Source organism: Mesorhizobium sp. M1B.F.Ca.ET.045.04.1.1 (assembly GCF_003952465.1).
Lineage (GTDB): Bacteria > Pseudomonadota > Alphaproteobacteria > Rhizobiales > Rhizobiaceae > Mesorhizobium > Mesorhizobium shonense.
The window spans coordinates 5,397,865-5,413,410 of record NZ_CP034448.1 but is presented as its reverse complement, the minus strand read 5'-3'; the positions used below and the strand labels follow the sequence as shown (position 1 = coordinate 5,413,410).

11 protein-coding genes are annotated in these 15,546 nt (G+C 64.4%); 8 read left to right on the top strand and 3 right to left on the bottom strand.

Annotated elements, in window-relative coordinates; all coding sequences use genetic code 11:
* Positions 1-183 precede the first annotated feature (183 nt).
* Positions 184-3,975: a vitamin B12-dependent ribonucleotide reductase gene (locus EJ071_RS26780; protein WP_126100545.1), complete on the bottom strand. Its 3,792-nt coding sequence runs from the start codon at positions 3,973-3,975 to the stop codon at positions 184-186.
* An 803-nt stretch (positions 3,976-4,778) separates the two neighbouring features.
* Here EJ071_RS26780 and EJ071_RS26775 point away from each other — a divergent pair.
* The 8 genes from EJ071_RS26775 (at position 4,779) to EJ071_RS26740 (ending at position 13,829) form a co-directional block, all read left to right on the top strand.
* Positions 4,779-6,317, top strand: a complete 1,539-nt coding sequence (locus tag EJ071_RS26775) for an ABC transporter substrate-binding protein (protein WP_126100544.1) — start codon at positions 4,779-4,781, stop codon at positions 6,315-6,317.
* 111 nt (positions 6,318-6,428) lie between these two features.
* A complete protein-coding gene (locus EJ071_RS26770; protein ID WP_126100543.1) occupies positions 6,429-7,370 on the top strand; it encodes an ABC transporter permease in 942 nt (313 codons plus the stop codon).
* The gene (locus EJ071_RS26765; protein WP_126100542.1) at positions 7,370-8,233 is read left to right on the top strand and encodes an ABC transporter permease; all 864 of its coding nucleotides are present in this window, start codon (positions 7,370-7,372) and stop codon (positions 8,231-8,233) included. Before EJ071_RS26770 ends, EJ071_RS26765 begins: the two co-directional genes overlap by 1 nt.
* Positions 8,233-9,453 carry an amidohydrolase/deacetylase family metallohydrolase gene (locus EJ071_RS26760; RefSeq protein WP_126100541.1) on the top strand — a complete coding sequence of 407 codons (1,221 nt, stop codon included), beginning with the start codon at positions 8,233-8,235 and terminating at the stop codon, positions 9,451-9,453. The genes EJ071_RS26765 and EJ071_RS26760 overlap by 1 nt, the downstream gene beginning before the upstream one ends.
* Positions 9,450-10,469, top strand: a complete 1,020-nt coding sequence (locus EJ071_RS26755) for an ABC transporter ATP-binding protein (RefSeq protein ID WP_126100540.1) — start codon at positions 9,450-9,452, stop codon at positions 10,467-10,469. Before EJ071_RS26760 ends, EJ071_RS26755 begins: the two co-directional genes overlap by 4 nt.
* Positions 10,466-11,488: an ABC transporter ATP-binding protein gene (locus tag EJ071_RS26750; RefSeq protein ID WP_126100539.1), complete on the top strand. Its 1,023-nt coding sequence runs from the start codon at positions 10,466-10,468 to the stop codon at positions 11,486-11,488. The genes EJ071_RS26755 and EJ071_RS26750 overlap by 4 nt, the downstream gene beginning before the upstream one ends.
* A gap of 39 nt (positions 11,489-11,527) precedes the next feature.
* Complete coding sequence (locus EJ071_RS26745) at positions 11,528-12,337, top strand: IclR family transcriptional regulator (RefSeq protein ID WP_245459972.1); 810 nt, start codon at positions 11,528-11,530, stop codon at positions 12,335-12,337.
* 118 nt (positions 12,338-12,455) lie between these two features.
* On the top strand, positions 12,456-13,829 hold the full coding sequence (locus EJ071_RS26740) for a glutamate--tRNA ligase (RefSeq protein ID WP_126100537.1): 1,374 nt from the start codon (positions 12,456-12,458) through the stop codon (positions 13,827-13,829).
* Here EJ071_RS26740 and EJ071_RS26735 read toward each other — a convergent pair.
* Positions 13,747-14,967: a DUF2865 domain-containing protein gene (locus EJ071_RS26735; RefSeq protein ID WP_126100536.1), complete on the bottom strand. Its 1,221-nt coding sequence runs from the start codon at positions 14,965-14,967 to the stop codon at positions 13,747-13,749. The genes EJ071_RS26740 and EJ071_RS26735 overlap by 83 nt on opposite strands.
* 60 nt (positions 14,968-15,027) lie before the next feature.
* A complete protein-coding gene (locus EJ071_RS26730) occupies positions 15,028-15,435 on the bottom strand; it encodes an MAPEG family protein (protein ID WP_126100535.1) in 408 nt (135 codons plus the stop codon).
* Positions 15,436-15,546 lie beyond the last annotated feature (111 nt).

Here is a 15,546-nt window from a genome sequence, read left to right as displayed (position 1 = left end):
CCGCGTGGGCCTCGGCTTTTCGCGGTATCCAAAGCCGATCCCGAGGGGTCGGCTTTGGTGTTTTTGAGCGCATTCGCGCAATTTAAAGTCTTTAAGGCTGTTTCCCTTTTTGTTCCCTTTGCCATTTCGGCCCGATCTTACGACCGGGCCGATGATGTTGCGTTTTAGTTAGCGTTTCAGATTTCAGCTGCACCCGCTCGTCGAACCACAGGTGTCGCACTTCTCGCAGGTGCCGTTCCGCACCATGGTGAAGTTGTGGCATTCGGAGCATTCGTTGCCGGTGTAGCCCTGCAGCAGCGACTGCTGGCGACGGGTCGCGGCGAGCTTCTTCGCTTCGGCCGCTTCGTTGGCGGCGGCGTCGGTGAAGAGTGCCTCGGCGCCGCCGGCGGCTTCGGCTTCCTGTTCCACCATCTCCTCGGCCAGTTCCCTAGCGCGCTCCTCATAGTCGCGCTTGTAGGCGAGGGCTTCGTCGCTCGCTGGCTTCAGCGCCAGCACGTTGGAGCCGGCGAAGGCGGTAGGTGCTGCGCGGGCAGGGGCGGGCGTCGGGGCCGAGCCGCCAAAGCCCTTGGGCTCGCTGCCGATGCCCGACACCAGCTTCACCGGCGAGGCGCCGCGATAGAGACCCTTGGAGAAAGGCGTCGCCTTGCCTTCGGTGATGCCGCGGCCGAGTGCCGTCTTGTCGAAGTCCGACTGGTCGACATGGGCGAGGTCGTGGCGGCCGAGATAGGAGACGGCAAGCTCGCGGAACACGTAGTCGAGGATCGACGTCGCGTTCTTGATCGCGTCGTTGCCCTGCACCATGCCGGCCGGCTCGAACTTGGTGAAGGTGAAGGCCTCGACATATTCGTCGAGCGGCACGCCGTATTGCAGGCCGAGCGAGATGGCGATGGCGAAGTTGTTCATCATCGCGCGGAAGGCGGCACCTTCCTTGTGCATGTCGATGAAGATCTCGCCGAGGCGCCCGTCGTCGAACTCGCCCGTGCGCAGGTACACCTTGTGGCCGCCGACGACCGCCTTCTGGGTGTAGCCCTTGCGGCGGTTCGGCAGCTTCTCGCGGTCGCGGTAGAGGCGTTCCACCACGCGCTCGACGATCTTCTCCGTCACCTGCACGGCGCGCTGCGCGGCCGGTGCCGCGATCAGCTGCTCGACCGCCTCGTCCTCATCCTCGTCGTCATCGGCGAGCAGCGAGGCATTGAGCGGCTGCGACAGCTTCGAGCCGTCGCGGTAGAGCGCGTTGGCCTTCAGCGCCAGCTTCCAGGAGAGCATGTAGGCGTTCTTGGCGTCCTCGACCGTCGCCTCGTTCGGCATGTTGATGGTCTTGGAGATGGCGCCCGAGATGAAGGGCTGCGCCGCCGCCATCATCAGGATGTGGCTCTGGATCGACAGCGACCGCTTGCCGATCTTGCCGCAGGGGCTGGCGCAGTCGAACACCGAAAGATGTTCGGCCTTGAGGAAGGGCGCGCCCTCCAGCGTCATCGCACCGCAGACATGGATGTTGGCGGCGTCGATGTCCTTCTTCGAGAAGCCTAGCGCCGGCAGCATCTCGAAGGAGAAGTCGCCGAGCTGCTCATCGGTGAAGCCAAGCGTCTCCTTCACCCAGTCGGCGCCCAGCGTCCACTGGTTGAACACGAACTTGATGTCGAAGGCCGACTTCAGCGCCGCGTTCAGCGCCGCGATCTTCTCGTCGGTGAAGCCCTTGGCCTTCAGCGTCGACGGGTTGATGCCCGGCGCCTGGTTGAGGTTGCCGTGGCCGACCGCATAGGCCTCGATCTCGGCGATCTGGCTCTCGGAATAGCCCAGCGTGCGAAGCGCTTCCGGCACGGCGCGGTTGATGATCTTGAAGTAGCCGCCGCCGGCGAGCTTCTTGAACTTCACCAGCGCGAAATCGGGCTCGATGCCGGTGGTGTCGCAGTCCATCACCAAGCCGATCGTGCCGGTCGGCGCGATCACGGTCGCCTGCGCGTTGCGGTAGCCATGTTCCTCGCCGAGCTCGATGGCGCGGTCCCAGGCGGCGCGGGCATGCTCGGCCAGCGCCGGCTGCTTGAGGTCGGACGCGACCAGCGGTACCGGATTGACGGCGAGCTTCTCATAGCCGTCCTTGTCGCCATAAGCGGCGCGGCGGTGGTTGCGCATGACGCGCAGCATGTTCTGGGCGTTGCGGTCATAGTCCGGGAAGGCGCCGAGCTCGGAGGCCATCTCGGCCGAGGTCGAATAGGCGACGCCGGTCATGATCGCGGTGAGCGCGGCGCAGATGGCGCGGCCCTCGTCGGAGTCATAGGGAATGCCCGAGGTCATCAGCAGGCCGCCGATATTGGCGTAGCCGAGGCCGAGCGTGCGGTAGTCGTAGGAGAGCTTGGCGATCTCCTTCGACGGGAACTGCGCCATCATCACCGAGATTTCGAGCACGACGGTCCACAGCCGCACGGTGTGCTCGTAAGCCGCGATGTCGATCGTGCCGTCTGCCTTGCGGTAGGGCAGAAGATTGATCGAGGCGAGGTTGCAGGCCGTGTCGTCGAGGAACATGTATTCCGAGCACGGGTTGGAGGCCCGGATCGCACCGGCGGAGGCGCAGGTGTGCCAATCGTTCATCGTCGTGTTGAAGTGCAGGCCGGGGTCCGCCGACGCCCAGGCGGCGTAGCCGATCTTTTCCCACAGGTCCTTGGCCTTCAGGGTCTTCAGCACCTTGCCGTCCTTGCGGGCGGTAAGCTGCCAGTCGCCATCGGCCTCGACAGCGCGCAGGAAGTTGTCCTTCAGCGACACCGAGTTGTTGGAGTTCTGGCCGGAGACGGTGAGGTAGGCGTCCGAATCCCAGTCGGTATCGTAGGTCTTGAACGACATCGAGGTGTAGCCCTGGCGGGCGAACTGGATGACGCGGTAGATGTAGTTCTCCGGCACGGCGTCCTTCTTGGCCGCCTTGATCTCGCGCTTCAGCGCGGTGTTCAAAGCCGGGTCGAAGCAGTCGTCGCCATCGCCTTCGCAATTGACGCAGGCCTTCATGATCGCTTCGAGGTGCTTCTTGACGATCTTGGAGCCGGTGACCAGGGAGGCGACCTTCTGCTCCTCATTGACCTTCCAGTCGATGAATTCCTCGATGTCGGGATGGTCGGCGTCGACGATCACCATCTTGGCGGCGCGGCGCGTCGTGCCGCCCGACTTGATGGCGCCGGCGGCGCGGTCGCCGATCTTGAGGAAGCTCATCAGGCCCGACGAGCGGCCGCCGCCGGAAAGCTTCTCGCCTTCGCCGCGCAGCATCGAGAAATTCGAGCCGGTGCCGGAGCCGTATTTGAACAGGCGCGCCTCGCGCACCCACAGGTCCATGATGCCGCCCTCGTTGACGAGGTCGTCCTGCACGCTCTGGATGAAGCAGGCATGCGGCTGCGGGTGCTCATAGGCCGACTTCGACTTGGTCAGCTTGCCGGTGAAGGGGTCGACATAGAAATGGCCCTGGCTCGGACCGTCGATGCCATAGGCCCAGTGCAGGCCGGTGTTGAACCACTGCGGCGAGTTCGGCGCGACGCGCTGGGTGGCGAGCATATAGGCGAGCTCGTCGCGGAAGGCGCGTGCGTCCTCTTCCGACTTGAAGTAGCCGCCCTTCCAGCCCCAATAGGTCCAGGTGCCGGACAGCCGGTCGAAGACCTGGCGGGCATCGGTTTCCGACCCATAGCGTTCAGCCTCCGGGAGCTTGGCGAGTTCGGCCTCGTCGGCGACCGAGCGCCACAGGAAGGAGGGAACGTCGTTCTCCTCGACCTTCTTCAGGCGCGCAGGCACGCCGGCCTTGCGGAAATACTTTTGCGCCAGGATGTCGGCCGCGACCTGGCTGAATTGGGCCGGCACATCGATGTTGTCGAGGCGGAACACCACCGAGCCGTCGGGATTCTTGATCTCCGACAGGGCCTTGCGGAATTCGATCTCCGCGTAAGCTGCCCTTTCTTGACCTGCTTGTTCTGGCTTGGTGAAGCGACGCTCGATGCGCATTGGTCCGGTCCCTTTTGTCTACATATAGCGCTTTTCCCCAGGGATTTCTGCCCCGCATTGCTAAAAGCGCAGTCCGCCGTTTGCCGGCATCGCAGGCGACGCCGGCACTCTCCTCGTCGCAAGTGCCGGCATGCAGACAGCAATACGCTTCCCCAAGCGCTTACCCGGGCTGCAGACCGACCCTCGCGGGTCCCTAACTGAAACTTTTGTCGATTCCCTCAGAAGAGGGAGGTTCACACTATCTAGGGTCGAGCCTGCCTGCAAACACTAAATATAGTGTTAACAGATCATTTTTTCAAGGCCGACAATTCTCCCTTTCGCCCACCCAAGCCCCAACATTCCCAACGCTTCCGCCGGCCTCGTGAACAGGCGGAAATGCGGGCAAAACGCACAAAATCCGGGAAAAAAGACCGGCCTCTGAACTTTCCGGTCACGCCCGCAACAGGAGCGCATGGCCTATAAAAAGCGACTCGTTCTGACCCGTCAAGGATTCGTTTTTGTAGGTTTTGTGACCCCCAATATGTTGTGTGTCACATATGTGGATAACGGGGACAGAAACGGCCGACGCGGAATTCGCTTCGGCCCGATTGAAAGCCGCTCCGCACCGCAAATCGCGACCCGTTCCGCGCACCCTGACGACGCGAACATGCTCAAGCGCCTTGTGCGGCGAGCGCCCGACCCGTGTTCCAGACGCAACCATTGCAAATACCGAAAGACCTTGACGCAGCGATATCCCGATGCACTAATTAGTCCGTAACTAAGATATAAATTCCATAAATATGGAATAGCAGAAGGGAACCAAGATGAAGCGCTTCATGAAAATTGCTGCTTCGTTGGCGGCGCTTGTGCTTTCGGCAACGGGCACAGCGTGGGCCGAGCCTGCCAAGGGCGGCGTCATCGAGGTGGCCACGATCGGCGAGCCACCGACACTCGATCCGATGGCGTCCACGGCCGATCTCGTCGGCATCGTCACCCAGCACATTTATGAGACGCTTTACACCTTCGACAAGGATTGGGGCATCACTCCGCTTCTCGCGGCCGACATGCCGCAGATTTCGCCCGACGGGCTCGTCTACACGATCAAGCTGAGGGCCGGCGTGAAGTTCCACGACGACAGCGATATGGACGCCACGGACGTCGTCGCGTCGCTGCAGCGCTGGATGAAGATCGCCACCCGCGGCAAGCAGGCCGCCGAGGTGATCGCCTCGGTCGACAAGGTCGACGACAACACGGTCAAGATCACGCTCAAAAAACCCTTCGCGCCGCTGCTGGCGCTGCTGTCGCTGAACAACGCGGCCGCCATCATCATTCCTTCTGAGAACGCCAAGCAGGACCCGCTGACCAGCTTTGTCGGCACCGGGCCTTACATGCTGAAGGACCGCAAGCCCGACCAGTTCATCCAGCTTGCCCGTTTCGACGGCTACAAGTCGCGCGACGGCGAGCCGAACGGCTATGGCGGCGCCAGGAAGCAGTATCTCGACGAAATCCGTTTCGTGCCGGTTCCCGACGCCAACACGCGCGTGGAAGGGGCTGTCGCCGGCCAGTTCGCTTATGCCGACGCGCTTCCCGTCGAATCCTTCGACAAGATCTCCGGCGGCAAGACTGCGCCCGTCATCCTGAAACCGTTCGGCTGGCCGGTCTTTGTCCTCAACACCAAGCAGGGGCCGAACAGCGACATCCGTATCCGCAAGGCGATCCAGGCAGCGCTTGCGCCCAACGACATGCTGCTCGCTGCGTTCGGTTCCAAGGATTTCTTCGCCGCCGACGGCGCGCTCTATCCGGAAGGCTATGCCTGGCACAGCGATGCCGGCACCGAAGCCTACAAGCCGGATGGCGACACCGAAGCGGCCGCGGCCCTGGTGAAGGAAGCCGGCTATGACGGCAAGCCGCTGCGCATCCTCACCAGTCGCCAGTACGAGTTCCACTACAAGATGGCGCAGGTCGCCGCGGAATATCTCAAGGCCGCCGGTTTCCAGGTCCAACTCGACGTCGTCGAATGGGCGACATTGACCAAGAACCGCACCGATCCGGCGCTCTGGGACATCTACATCACCCACAGCCCGTTCCTGCCCGAGCCGTCGCTGACCGGCATCATGTCGGACTCTTCGCCCGGATGGTGGGTCTCCGATCGCAAGCACAAGGTGCTCGACGCTTTCAACGCCGAGCCCGATCCGGCCAAGCGCGTCGCATTGTTCGCGGATGTCCAGAAGGCGGTCCTCGACGAGGTTCCGGCAGTCAAGATCGGCGACTTCAACGCACTGGCCGCCCAGGCGCCGACGCTCAAGGGCGTGACCCCGGCGCCGTGGCCGTATTTCTGGAACGCTTATCTGGAAGGCAAGTAGGTTTCCTCCCGCCTGTCCCGGCGCGCAACCGGGGCAGGCAAACAGGGTGCCGGCCAGTTACGGTCGGCACCTAAAAACTTCGCTAGACCACCGAAGAGAGGCTGAACGCCGATGCTGCGCTCTATCCTCAACAGGCTTCTCGGCATGATCGTCGTGATGGCGCTGGTCGTCACTATCGTCTTTGTCATCGTGCGGATAACACCCGGCGATCCGGCCGCCGTGATGCTCGGCCCGGATGCATCGGCCGCCGACATCGCGGCACTCCGTTCCAGGCTCGGGCTCGACGGCTCGATCCTGGAGCAGTTCGGACGCTACGTGCTTGGCGTCGTTCAAGGCGATTTCGGCCAGTCGATCTTCCTCAACGAGCCGGTCACGACAGCGCTCGCCCAGCGCGCCGAGCCCACCTTCTTCCTCACCGTGTTCTCGCTGCTGATCGCGACGGCGATCGCCTTGCCTGTCGGGATACTCGCCGCCTACAAGCGCGGATCGATCTTCGACCAGGCGACGACAACGGTCGCCATGTTCGCGGCCAGCGTGCCGAGCTTCTGGCTGGGTCTTTTGCTCATCCAGTTCTTCGCCGTCCGGCTCGGCTGGTTCGACACGTCGGGCTATGGCGGGCCGGGCGCATCCTTCATTGTGCGGTTGAACCATCTCGTGCTGCCGGCGCTGGCGCTCGGCCTGGTCAGCTCGGCGCTGATCACGCGCTTCACCCGCGCCTCGATGCTCGACGTGCTCAACGACGAATATGTACGCACCGCGCGCTCGAAAGGCATGAGCGAATGGCGCGTCGTGCTGAAGCATGCCTTCAAGAATGCGCTGATCCCGATCATCACCGTCATCGGCCTCACCGCCGCGCTGCTCATCTCGGGAGCCGTGGTGACTGAAACAGTGTTCGGCCTGCCGGGCGTCGGCAGTCTCGTCGTGTCGGCGGTGCTCAGGCGCGACTATCCCGTCATCCAGGGCGCGCTGTTGGTCATTGCCGGCCTCTATGTGCTGGTCAATTTCGCCATCGACATGCTCTACCTCGTCGTCGACCCAAGGGTTCGCTACTGATGGCCGCGATCTCCGTCCCGCTCCATTCCGAACCCAACATCCTGTCGCGGCTGATCGGTCGGCCGACATCCGCCATCGGCCTGATCGTGCTGGTCATCATCGTGCTGGCCGCCATTCTGGCGCCCGTCATCGCGCCCTATGCACCGTCGAAACTCTCGATCGCCAGCCGGCTGCATCCGCCTAGCCTCGATCATCTGTTCGGCACCGACGATCTCGGTCGGGACGTGTTCACCCGCATGCTCTATGCCGCGCGCACCTCGCTCAGCGTCGGTTTTGCGGTGGTCGTGCTGTCGTCGATCATCGGCACCATCTTGGGGCTGACGGCAGGCTATTTCAAACGTCTCGACACGCCGGTATCGCGGCTGATCGATGCCGTGATGGCGTTCCCGGACATCCTGCTGGCGATCGCGCTGGTCGCCGCGCTCGGCCCGACGGCGGTCAATGTCGTGGTGGCGCTGGGCATCGTCTATGCGCCAAGGATCGCCCGCGTCGTGCGAGCCTCGACGCTGGTCATCCGCGAGCTTCCTTATGTGGAAGCGGCGCGGGCGCTCGGCGTGCCGACGCCGGTCATCCTGATCCGTCACGTGCTGCGCAACGTCACGTCACCGCTCCTGGTACAGGCCACCTTCATCTTCGCCAATGCCATCCTGGCGGAGGCCGGCCTGTCCTTCCTCGGCGTCGGCATTTCGCCCGACATTCCGACCTGGGGCACGATGATCGCCACCGGCCGCCAGTACATGGACCAGGCCGGTTGGGTGATGATGTTCCCTGGCGCGGCGATCGTCGTGACGGTGCTGTCGCTGCAACTCCTCGGCGATGGGCTGCGCGACCTTCTCGATCCACGTCTCGCCAAGGATATCTGATGTTTGCCAACCGCTTCCCCCGGGCTGACCGGCCACTGCTGATCAAGGGCGCCAGACCCGTCGGGTTCGGCGACGGCCTCGATCAGCCGATCGACGTGATGATCGACGAGCAGGGCCGGATCGCCGAAGCCGCCTCCGCCATAGCCGCCGGCGATGGTGTCGAGACCGTCGACGCCAAAGGCGCTTTCCTGTCGCCGGGCTGGACCGACCTGCATGTCCATGTCTGGTATGGCGGCACCGACATTTCGCTGCGCCCCGAACAATGCGGCGCGACGCGCGGCGTCACCACGATGGTCGACGCCGGCTCGGCCGGCGAGGCGAATTTCCACGGCTTCCGCGAGTTCATCATCGAACCCGCGAAGGAGAACGTCTACGCCTTCCTGAACATCGGCTCGATCGGCCTTGTCGCCTGCAACCGCGTCAGCGAGCTGATCGACATGCGCTCGATCGATTTCGACCGGATCATCGCCACGGCCGAGGCCAATCGCGACGTCATCATCGGGCTGAAGGTCCGCGCCAGCCATGTCATCACCGGCGGCTGGGACCTGACGCCGGTGCGCCTGGCCAAGAAGCTCGGCCGTATCCTGAAGCTGCCGATCATGGTGCATGTCGGCGAGCCGCCGCCGCTCTATGACGACGTGCTCGGCCTCTTGAGCGAGGGCGACATCGTCACCCATTGCTTCAACGGCAAGGCCGGCGGCTCGATCATCGAGGACGACGACCTCTACCGGCTCGCCGAGCAGGCGGCGGCGCGCGGCATCGTGCTCGATGTCGGCCATGGCGGGGCCTCTTTCTCCTTCGACGTCGCCAAAGCCGCGCTCGAGCGCGGCCTGCCGCCGGCGACGATCTCGACCGACCTCCACAACCGCTCGCTCGACACCTCTGTCTGGGACATGGCCACCACCATGTCGAAGCTGCTGTCGCTCGGCATGAAATTCGAGGACGTGGTGGCGGCGTCGACCACGGCGCCTCGCCGCGCTATCCGCCTGCCGACCGAAAGGCTGCTGGACAAAGGCAAGCCGGCGGAATTCACGCTGTTCGACGTCGTCGACGCCGATGTCACGGTGCGTGATTCACGAGGTGCGCTGAGCACGCTGCATCGCCTGTTCGAACCGCGCCATGCCATCCTGGGCGCAGAAGCTGTTGCCGCGCATCGCCATGTGCCGGCAGAAGGCGAGGGCGGTTCCCATGCCTGTCCGCATTGCGGGTGGAAATCATGACCGAGCCTTTAGCCAGCGACGTCATCCTCTCGGTCCGCGATCTCAAGACCTGGTTCGTGACGCGCCGGGTGACGGCGAAGGCGGTCGATGGCGTGACCTTCGATCTGAAGCGCGGCAGGACGCTGGCGGTGGTTGGCGAATCCGGCTCCGGCAAGTCGGTCACCAGCCTCTCCATCATGGGGCTGCTGTCGCGGCCGGGCCGCATTGCCGGCGGCAGCATCCTGTTTCGCGACCGGCAGGAGCGCGTCCACGACCTCGCCGGCTTCGGCCAGCGGCAGTTCCGCAAGCTGCGCGGCAGCGAGATCGCGATGATCTTCCAGGAACCGATGACCAGCCTCAATCCGCTGTTCACCGTCGGCGACCAGATCGGCGAGATGATCGCGCTGCACGAGCCGGTCGATCGCCGCGAGGCGCGCAGGCGCGCTCTAGCCATGCTGAAGCATGTCGAAATCCCCGACGCGGAATCGCGCCTGGACGACTATCCGCACCAGATGTCGGGCGGCATGCGGCAGCGGGTCATGATCGCCATGGCGCTGTCCTGCAGCCCGTCTCTCTTGATCGCCGATGAGCCGACGACCGCGCTCGACGTCACCATCCAGGCGCAGATCCTCGATCTGTTGCGCCGGCTGCAGGCCGAGATGGGCATGTCGATCCTGTTCATCACCCACAATCTCGGCGTGGTGGCCGAGATCGCCCATGATGTCGTCGTCATGTATGGCGGCCGCGTCGTCGAGCAGGCGCCGGTCAACGATCTCTTCGCGCATCAGCGCCATCCCTACACCAAGGGCCTGCTTGCCTGTACGCCGAATGCAGCGCGCGACATCGATGCAGCCGGGCAACGCCGTGCGCTGCATTCGATCCCCGGCAGCGTGCCGCCGATCACCAACCTGCCGCCAGGCTGCGCCTTCGAGCCACGCTGCGATTTCGCCATCGCGCCCTGTCGGGCGGCTCCGCCGCCTTTGGTGCCTGCCGGTCCGCATGGTGCGTCCCGCTGCATCCGGAGCGCCGAGCTATGAGCCCTGCTACATCCGTCGAGGCGAAGCCCCTGCTCAGCGTGCGGGGCCTGACCAAGCATTTCCCGGCCAGGGGCGGCCGCATCGTCCACGCCGTCGAGGATGTCAGCTTCGACATCCAGCGCGGCTCGACCGTCGGCCTCGTCGGCGAATCCGGGTCCGGCAAGACCACCGCCGGCCGCGCGCTGCTGCGACTAATCGAGCCGACCGGCGGCAAGGCGCTGTTCGACGGCGTGGACCTGTTCTCGCTGTCGCAGCGCGAGATGCGCGGCTACCGGCAAAGGCTGCAGATCGTCTTCCAGGATCCGTTTTCGAGCCTCAATCCGCGCATGCGGATTGGCGCCATCATCGCCGAGGCCCTTGACGCGGCCGGCTATCCGCGTGGCAGGCGGCGCGCCGAACGCGTCGGCGAGTTGCTGACGCTGGTTGGTCTCACGCCGGAGCATGCCGGCCGCTACCCGCATGAATTCTCCGGCGGCCAGCGCCAGCGCATCGGCATTGCGCGGGCACTTGCCGTCGAACCGCAATTCATCGTCGCCGACGAGCCTGTCTCGGCGCTCGATGTTTCCGTGCAGGCACAGGTGCTCAACCTGTTCGGCGACCTGCAAAAGAAGCTCGGGCTCACCCTTCTGTTCATCGCGCATGACCTGTCGGTGGTCGAATATCTCTGCGACGAAGTGGTGGTCATGTATCTCGGCCGCGTCATGGAGCGTGGGCCGAGCCGGCTTGTCTATGCCACGCCGCGCCATCCTTACACCAGGGCGCTGCTCGCAACGGCGCCGGTGCCCGACCCGTCGCGCCGCCGCACGCATACGCCTTTGCACGGCGACATCCCGAGCCCGATCGCGCCGCCCTCCGGCTGCGTCTTCCGCACCCGCTGCCCCGAAGCCGTCGCCGCCTGCGCGCAGACCGTTCCGCCGGTCGAGCATATTGGCGGAGGACACCACGTGGCGTGCATCCGCCACAATGAGAAGCTGCCTGATCTGAACCGGGTTGACCACGACCGGGATGCTGCCCTTTAGATCATCGCGATCAACATTTGAAACCACATGACTGCTGACGTGAGAGACCAAGACCTGAGCCGCACCGAAGTAGCCGTCGAACCGCGCCGGTCGCGCACCAGCGGCATCGACCGCGTGCTGCAGATCCTGGACTGCCTGCAACGGCGGGGACGCCCGGCAACCGCCTATGAAATCGCGCGCGATATCGGCGCGCCGCTGTCGACCGTCTACGTCATCGTCGACGACATGGTCGAGAAGGAGCTTCTCGATCGCAAGGATGGCGGCCTGCTATGGCTCGGGCCGAGGCTTTATCAGTACGGGCTGACTTATGCCCGCACGCTCGATCTGCTCAATGTGGCGACGCAGGAAATGCACGAACTCGCCCAGGGATCGAAGGAAACCGTCCAGATATGCGGCCGCGACGGCGACTATATGGTCGTCTTGGCCATGGAGGAGGGCAAGGACCATTTCCAGGTGACGTCGCGAGTCGGCACGCGCACGCCGCTCAATTGGACAGCGTCGGGCCGGTTGCTGGTCGGTCACCTGCCGGAGGCTGAGCGTCTCGCCATTTTTGCCCGCTCGGCGACTGTTTCGCCGACAGGACGCGCTGAAACGGACGAGCACGTGCTTGCTCGCGCATCTGAGGCGGCGCTGGCGGATGGGCTTGCCATCCAGGCCGGCGAGTCGGATTTTTCGGTCGCCTGCATCGCGTCGCCGATCCGCGACAACCTGGGGGCGTGTCGGGCGACGATTTCGATCGTCGTGCCGGATGTGAAACTTCGCCAAAAAGATCCGGATTTGACGTCGCTGGTCAGGCAAAGCGCCAGGCGCATCGAGGAGCGGCTGGGCTGGCGTCGGGCAGGCGCGTAACCGCAGGCATTCGGACAGCCGGCTGGCAGGCTTTTCATTTTAGCTGGCTTGCACTATCTCTTGCCCTTGCGCGGGGGCGTGTCTTGTCAACCGTAAAAGCATTCGTTACGCCCCGCTCATGACAGTTACCGTCCGTTTCGCACCGTCGCCGACCGGCCGCATCCACATCGGCAATGCGCGCACCGCTCTGTTCAACTGGCTTTTCGCCATGAACAACAAGGGCCGCTACATCCAGCGCTTCGACGATACCGACGTTGTCCGCTCGACGCAGGAATTCGCCGATTCGATTCTCTACGACCTGCATTGGCTCGGCATTTTTCCCGACGTTACCGAATACCAGTCGCGTCGCTTTGAGATCTATGACGCGGCGGTCGAGCGGCTGAAGGCGGCGCGCGTGCTTTACGCCTGCTACGAAACGCCGGAGGAACTCGACCTGCGCCGCAAGGTGCGCCGCACGCGTGGCCAGCCGCCGGTCTATGGCCGCGAGGCGCTGACGCTGACGCCAGAGCAGGTGGCCGAGTACGAATCGGACGGGCGCCGGCCGCATTGGCGCTTCCTGTTGCCGAACTTCACCAGCGACCCGCTGCAGCCGGAGCGGACCGAGGTGCACTGGAATGACCTGGTACGCGGCGAGGAGACCGTCGATCTCGCCTCGCTGTCGGATCCCGTCCTGGTGCGCGAGGACGGCACCTATCTCTACACGCTGCCGTCCGTGGTCGACGACATCGAGATGGGCGTCACCCATGTCATCCGCGGCGACGACCACGTCACCAACACCGGCGTGCAGATCGCCTTGTTCCAGGCGCTGGGCGCTGAACCGCCAGTCTTCGGACACCACAATCTCTTGACCACGGTGTCGGGCGAGGGGCTGTCAAAGCGCACCGGCGCGCTGTCGATCGAAAGCCTGCGCGGGGACGGTATCGAGCCGATGGCGGTCGCCTCGCTGGCGGTGCTCGTCGGCACGTCGGAAAACGTGACGGCAGCCCACGATCTCGGCGAACTCGCCGGGCATTTCGATCCGGCGGCGACGTCCAAGTCTGCCGCCAAGTTCGACCCGGACGAGCTCTTCGTGCTCAACCGGGCCCTCATGCATCACATGCCGTTCGAGGAAGCGCGCGACCGGCTGATCGTGCTCGGCATTTCCGGCGACAGGGCCGAGCCGTTCTGGCTGGCGGTGCGCGGCAATCTGGACCGGTTGTCGGATGCGGTTGCGTGGTGGCGAATCCTGAGCGACGGGCCGCAGGAGGCGGCGGAATTCTCCGGCGAGGACCGCGACTTCCTCCACCAGGCGTTCGACCTGTTGCCCGAGGAGCCATGGAACGGCACCGTCTGGAAAGACTGGACCGGCAAGATCAGGGAAGCGACCGGGCGAAAGGGCAAGCCGTTGTTCATGCCGCTGCGACTCGCTCTTACTGGGCGCTCTTCCGGGCCGGAGCTTGCAGATCTATTGCCGCTGATGGGTCGGGAAGGAACGCTGGCCCGACGACCCTGACCTTGCGCTGTTCCGGCGGCAGTGACGATACAGGCGATACCGGCGCCTTGGTGGTCAGGCGCTTGATCGCCTCGCGGTCGAGTCCCCCTTCGGCATTGGCGAGGGTTTCGGGATCGGCGCCCGGATCTGGCTTGGCGGCCGGAACCGGGACGAACGGTGTCGCCTCGCTGTCCGGCCGCGACTGTTCCGGATTGGGCGGATTGCCGGCGATGATCGAGAAGTTCTCGGCCTGGGCATTGCAGCCGCAGGCGGGCGGGCGCGAGTAGTTGGCCTGCTTGTAGAGATAGGCGCTCGGCAACTCGCTGTAGGGGCGGCCGGTCACCGACGAGGTCATCGCGCCGGCATCGTCATCCATGCCGCGCGAGTAGAAGACCTGCATCTCGGTGCCGGGGCAGCTCGATTCGCAATTCTTCTGGTCGCGCTCGAAATCGCCGTAAGAGGCGGCGTTCGACATCGGGAAGAAATAGCCGTCGCAGGTGCGCACGCAAACCGTGCGGAACTCGCCGTTCATCCTCGGCAGGTCCATGCCGTGCGGCTGGTTGATCACGCGGCGGATGTTGCGCACGCTGGGATCGTCCAGCGGAACATCGGGCGCTTCAGGCGTGTCGAGCCTCTCGGTCTCCTGGTCGCCGCGGCCGAAAAGCTGCTCGAACAGATTGCCGTTGCCGTTGTCGTGGCCGGCCTCCTGAATGGGAGCGCGACGCGGAGCGATCTCGTCGTCGCGGCAGCCATTGGCGTCGAGCGCCGCAAGGATGCGGCTGCGGTCGCGCCGCGTGCCGCCGCCGGCCAGCCGCTCGCGCTTCACCTGCAAGGTGTCGAGATTGGCGCTCATGCGCTCTATCGAGGCATTGATCGCCGCACATTGGCTTCCATTGCGCGAAAACAGCGTGAAGCCGCAACTGGCATCGCTTGCCCGGCTGCGCGCCTTCGCCAGCTGCTCGCGCTGGCGCGCGATCGCGTCGTCATATTTGCGGATCAGGCCTGGCCCGCCGCCACCGCCGCGAGCATCGGCGAGCTCGGCTTCGAGCTGGCGGCACGTGCGGGACGCCGCCTGCGGTTCGGTCACGGCTACAGCCGATCCCGCCAGCGCTGCAAGCAGCGCCGCAAGGTGGGTCAGCTTCAACCCCGCGCCTTTCATTCGCCTGAAACCCCGATTGCCTGCGGCCGGAAGGCTACCGCGTTCGTGGTTAACTGTTCCCTAGTAAGGCAGATCGGGCCACACCGATGCCAGCAAAAGCAGGACAATTCCAACAAACGCAACGTTCCAGACGAGCGAGCGCAGCAGGGGAACGCCGAATGCATAGAGCGGAAGATAGACCAGCCTAGCCGAAAAATAGAGTCCGGCCCCCCACTTGCTGAGCACGGTCTCGTGGCCAACCGCGTGGACAAGAAAAACCGCCGCGACGAACACCGGAAATGTCTCGACGAAGTTTCGCAGTGCCCTTTCCAGGCGCCCCGCCGTTCCTGTGAGCGGAGGGACTTCGGTGTCTCGGGCGCTGGCCGTCCAGCGGTAACCGCGCTGGAAGCTCGCCGAATGCGAGGCGAGAACTATGTGAATGAAACAGAGCACGCAACTCGCGGCGAGCATGGCTAGTTCGAAGCTCATTCAACCCTCGTAGCTGCCCGTTCGTCTTTCGCGCCTGAATGTCGAAACGTGACGGAGTGGCCGCAATGGCCGACGCCATCTTACAATGAAGCACCATCGGTGTTTACAGCC

Coding starts and splice junctions, on each gene's coding strand:
- EJ071_RS26765 (WP_126100542.1), top strand. CDS start 7,370: ATGGCCGCGATCTCCGTCCCGCTCCATTCCGAACCCAACATCCTGTCG.
- EJ071_RS26770 (WP_126100543.1), top strand. CDS start 6,429: ATGCTGCGCTCTATCCTCAACAGGCTTCTCGGCATGATCGTCGTGATG.
- EJ071_RS26755 (WP_126100540.1), top strand. CDS start 9,450: ATGACCGAGCCTTTAGCCAGCGACGTCATCCTCTCGGTCCGCGATCTC.
- EJ071_RS26750 (WP_126100539.1), top strand. CDS start 10,466: ATGAGCCCTGCTACATCCGTCGAGGCGAAGCCCCTGCTCAGCGTGCGG.
- EJ071_RS26735 (WP_126100536.1), bottom strand. CDS start 14,967: ATGAAAGGCGCGGGGTTGAAGCTGACCCACCTTGCGGCGCTGCTTGCA.
- EJ071_RS26730 (WP_126100535.1), bottom strand. CDS start 15,435: ATGAGCTTCGAACTAGCCATGCTCGCCGCGAGTTGCGTGCTCTGTTTC.
- EJ071_RS26760 (WP_126100541.1), top strand. CDS start 8,233: ATGTTTGCCAACCGCTTCCCCCGGGCTGACCGGCCACTGCTGATCAAG.
- EJ071_RS26775 (WP_126100544.1), top strand. CDS start 4,779: ATGAAGCGCTTCATGAAAATTGCTGCTTCGTTGGCGGCGCTTGTGCTT.
- EJ071_RS26740 (WP_126100537.1), top strand. CDS start 12,456: ATGACAGTTACCGTCCGTTTCGCACCGTCGCCGACCGGCCGCATCCAC.
- EJ071_RS26780 (WP_126100545.1), bottom strand. CDS start 3,975: ATGCGCATCGAGCGTCGCTTCACCAAGCCAGAACAAGCAGGTCAAGAA.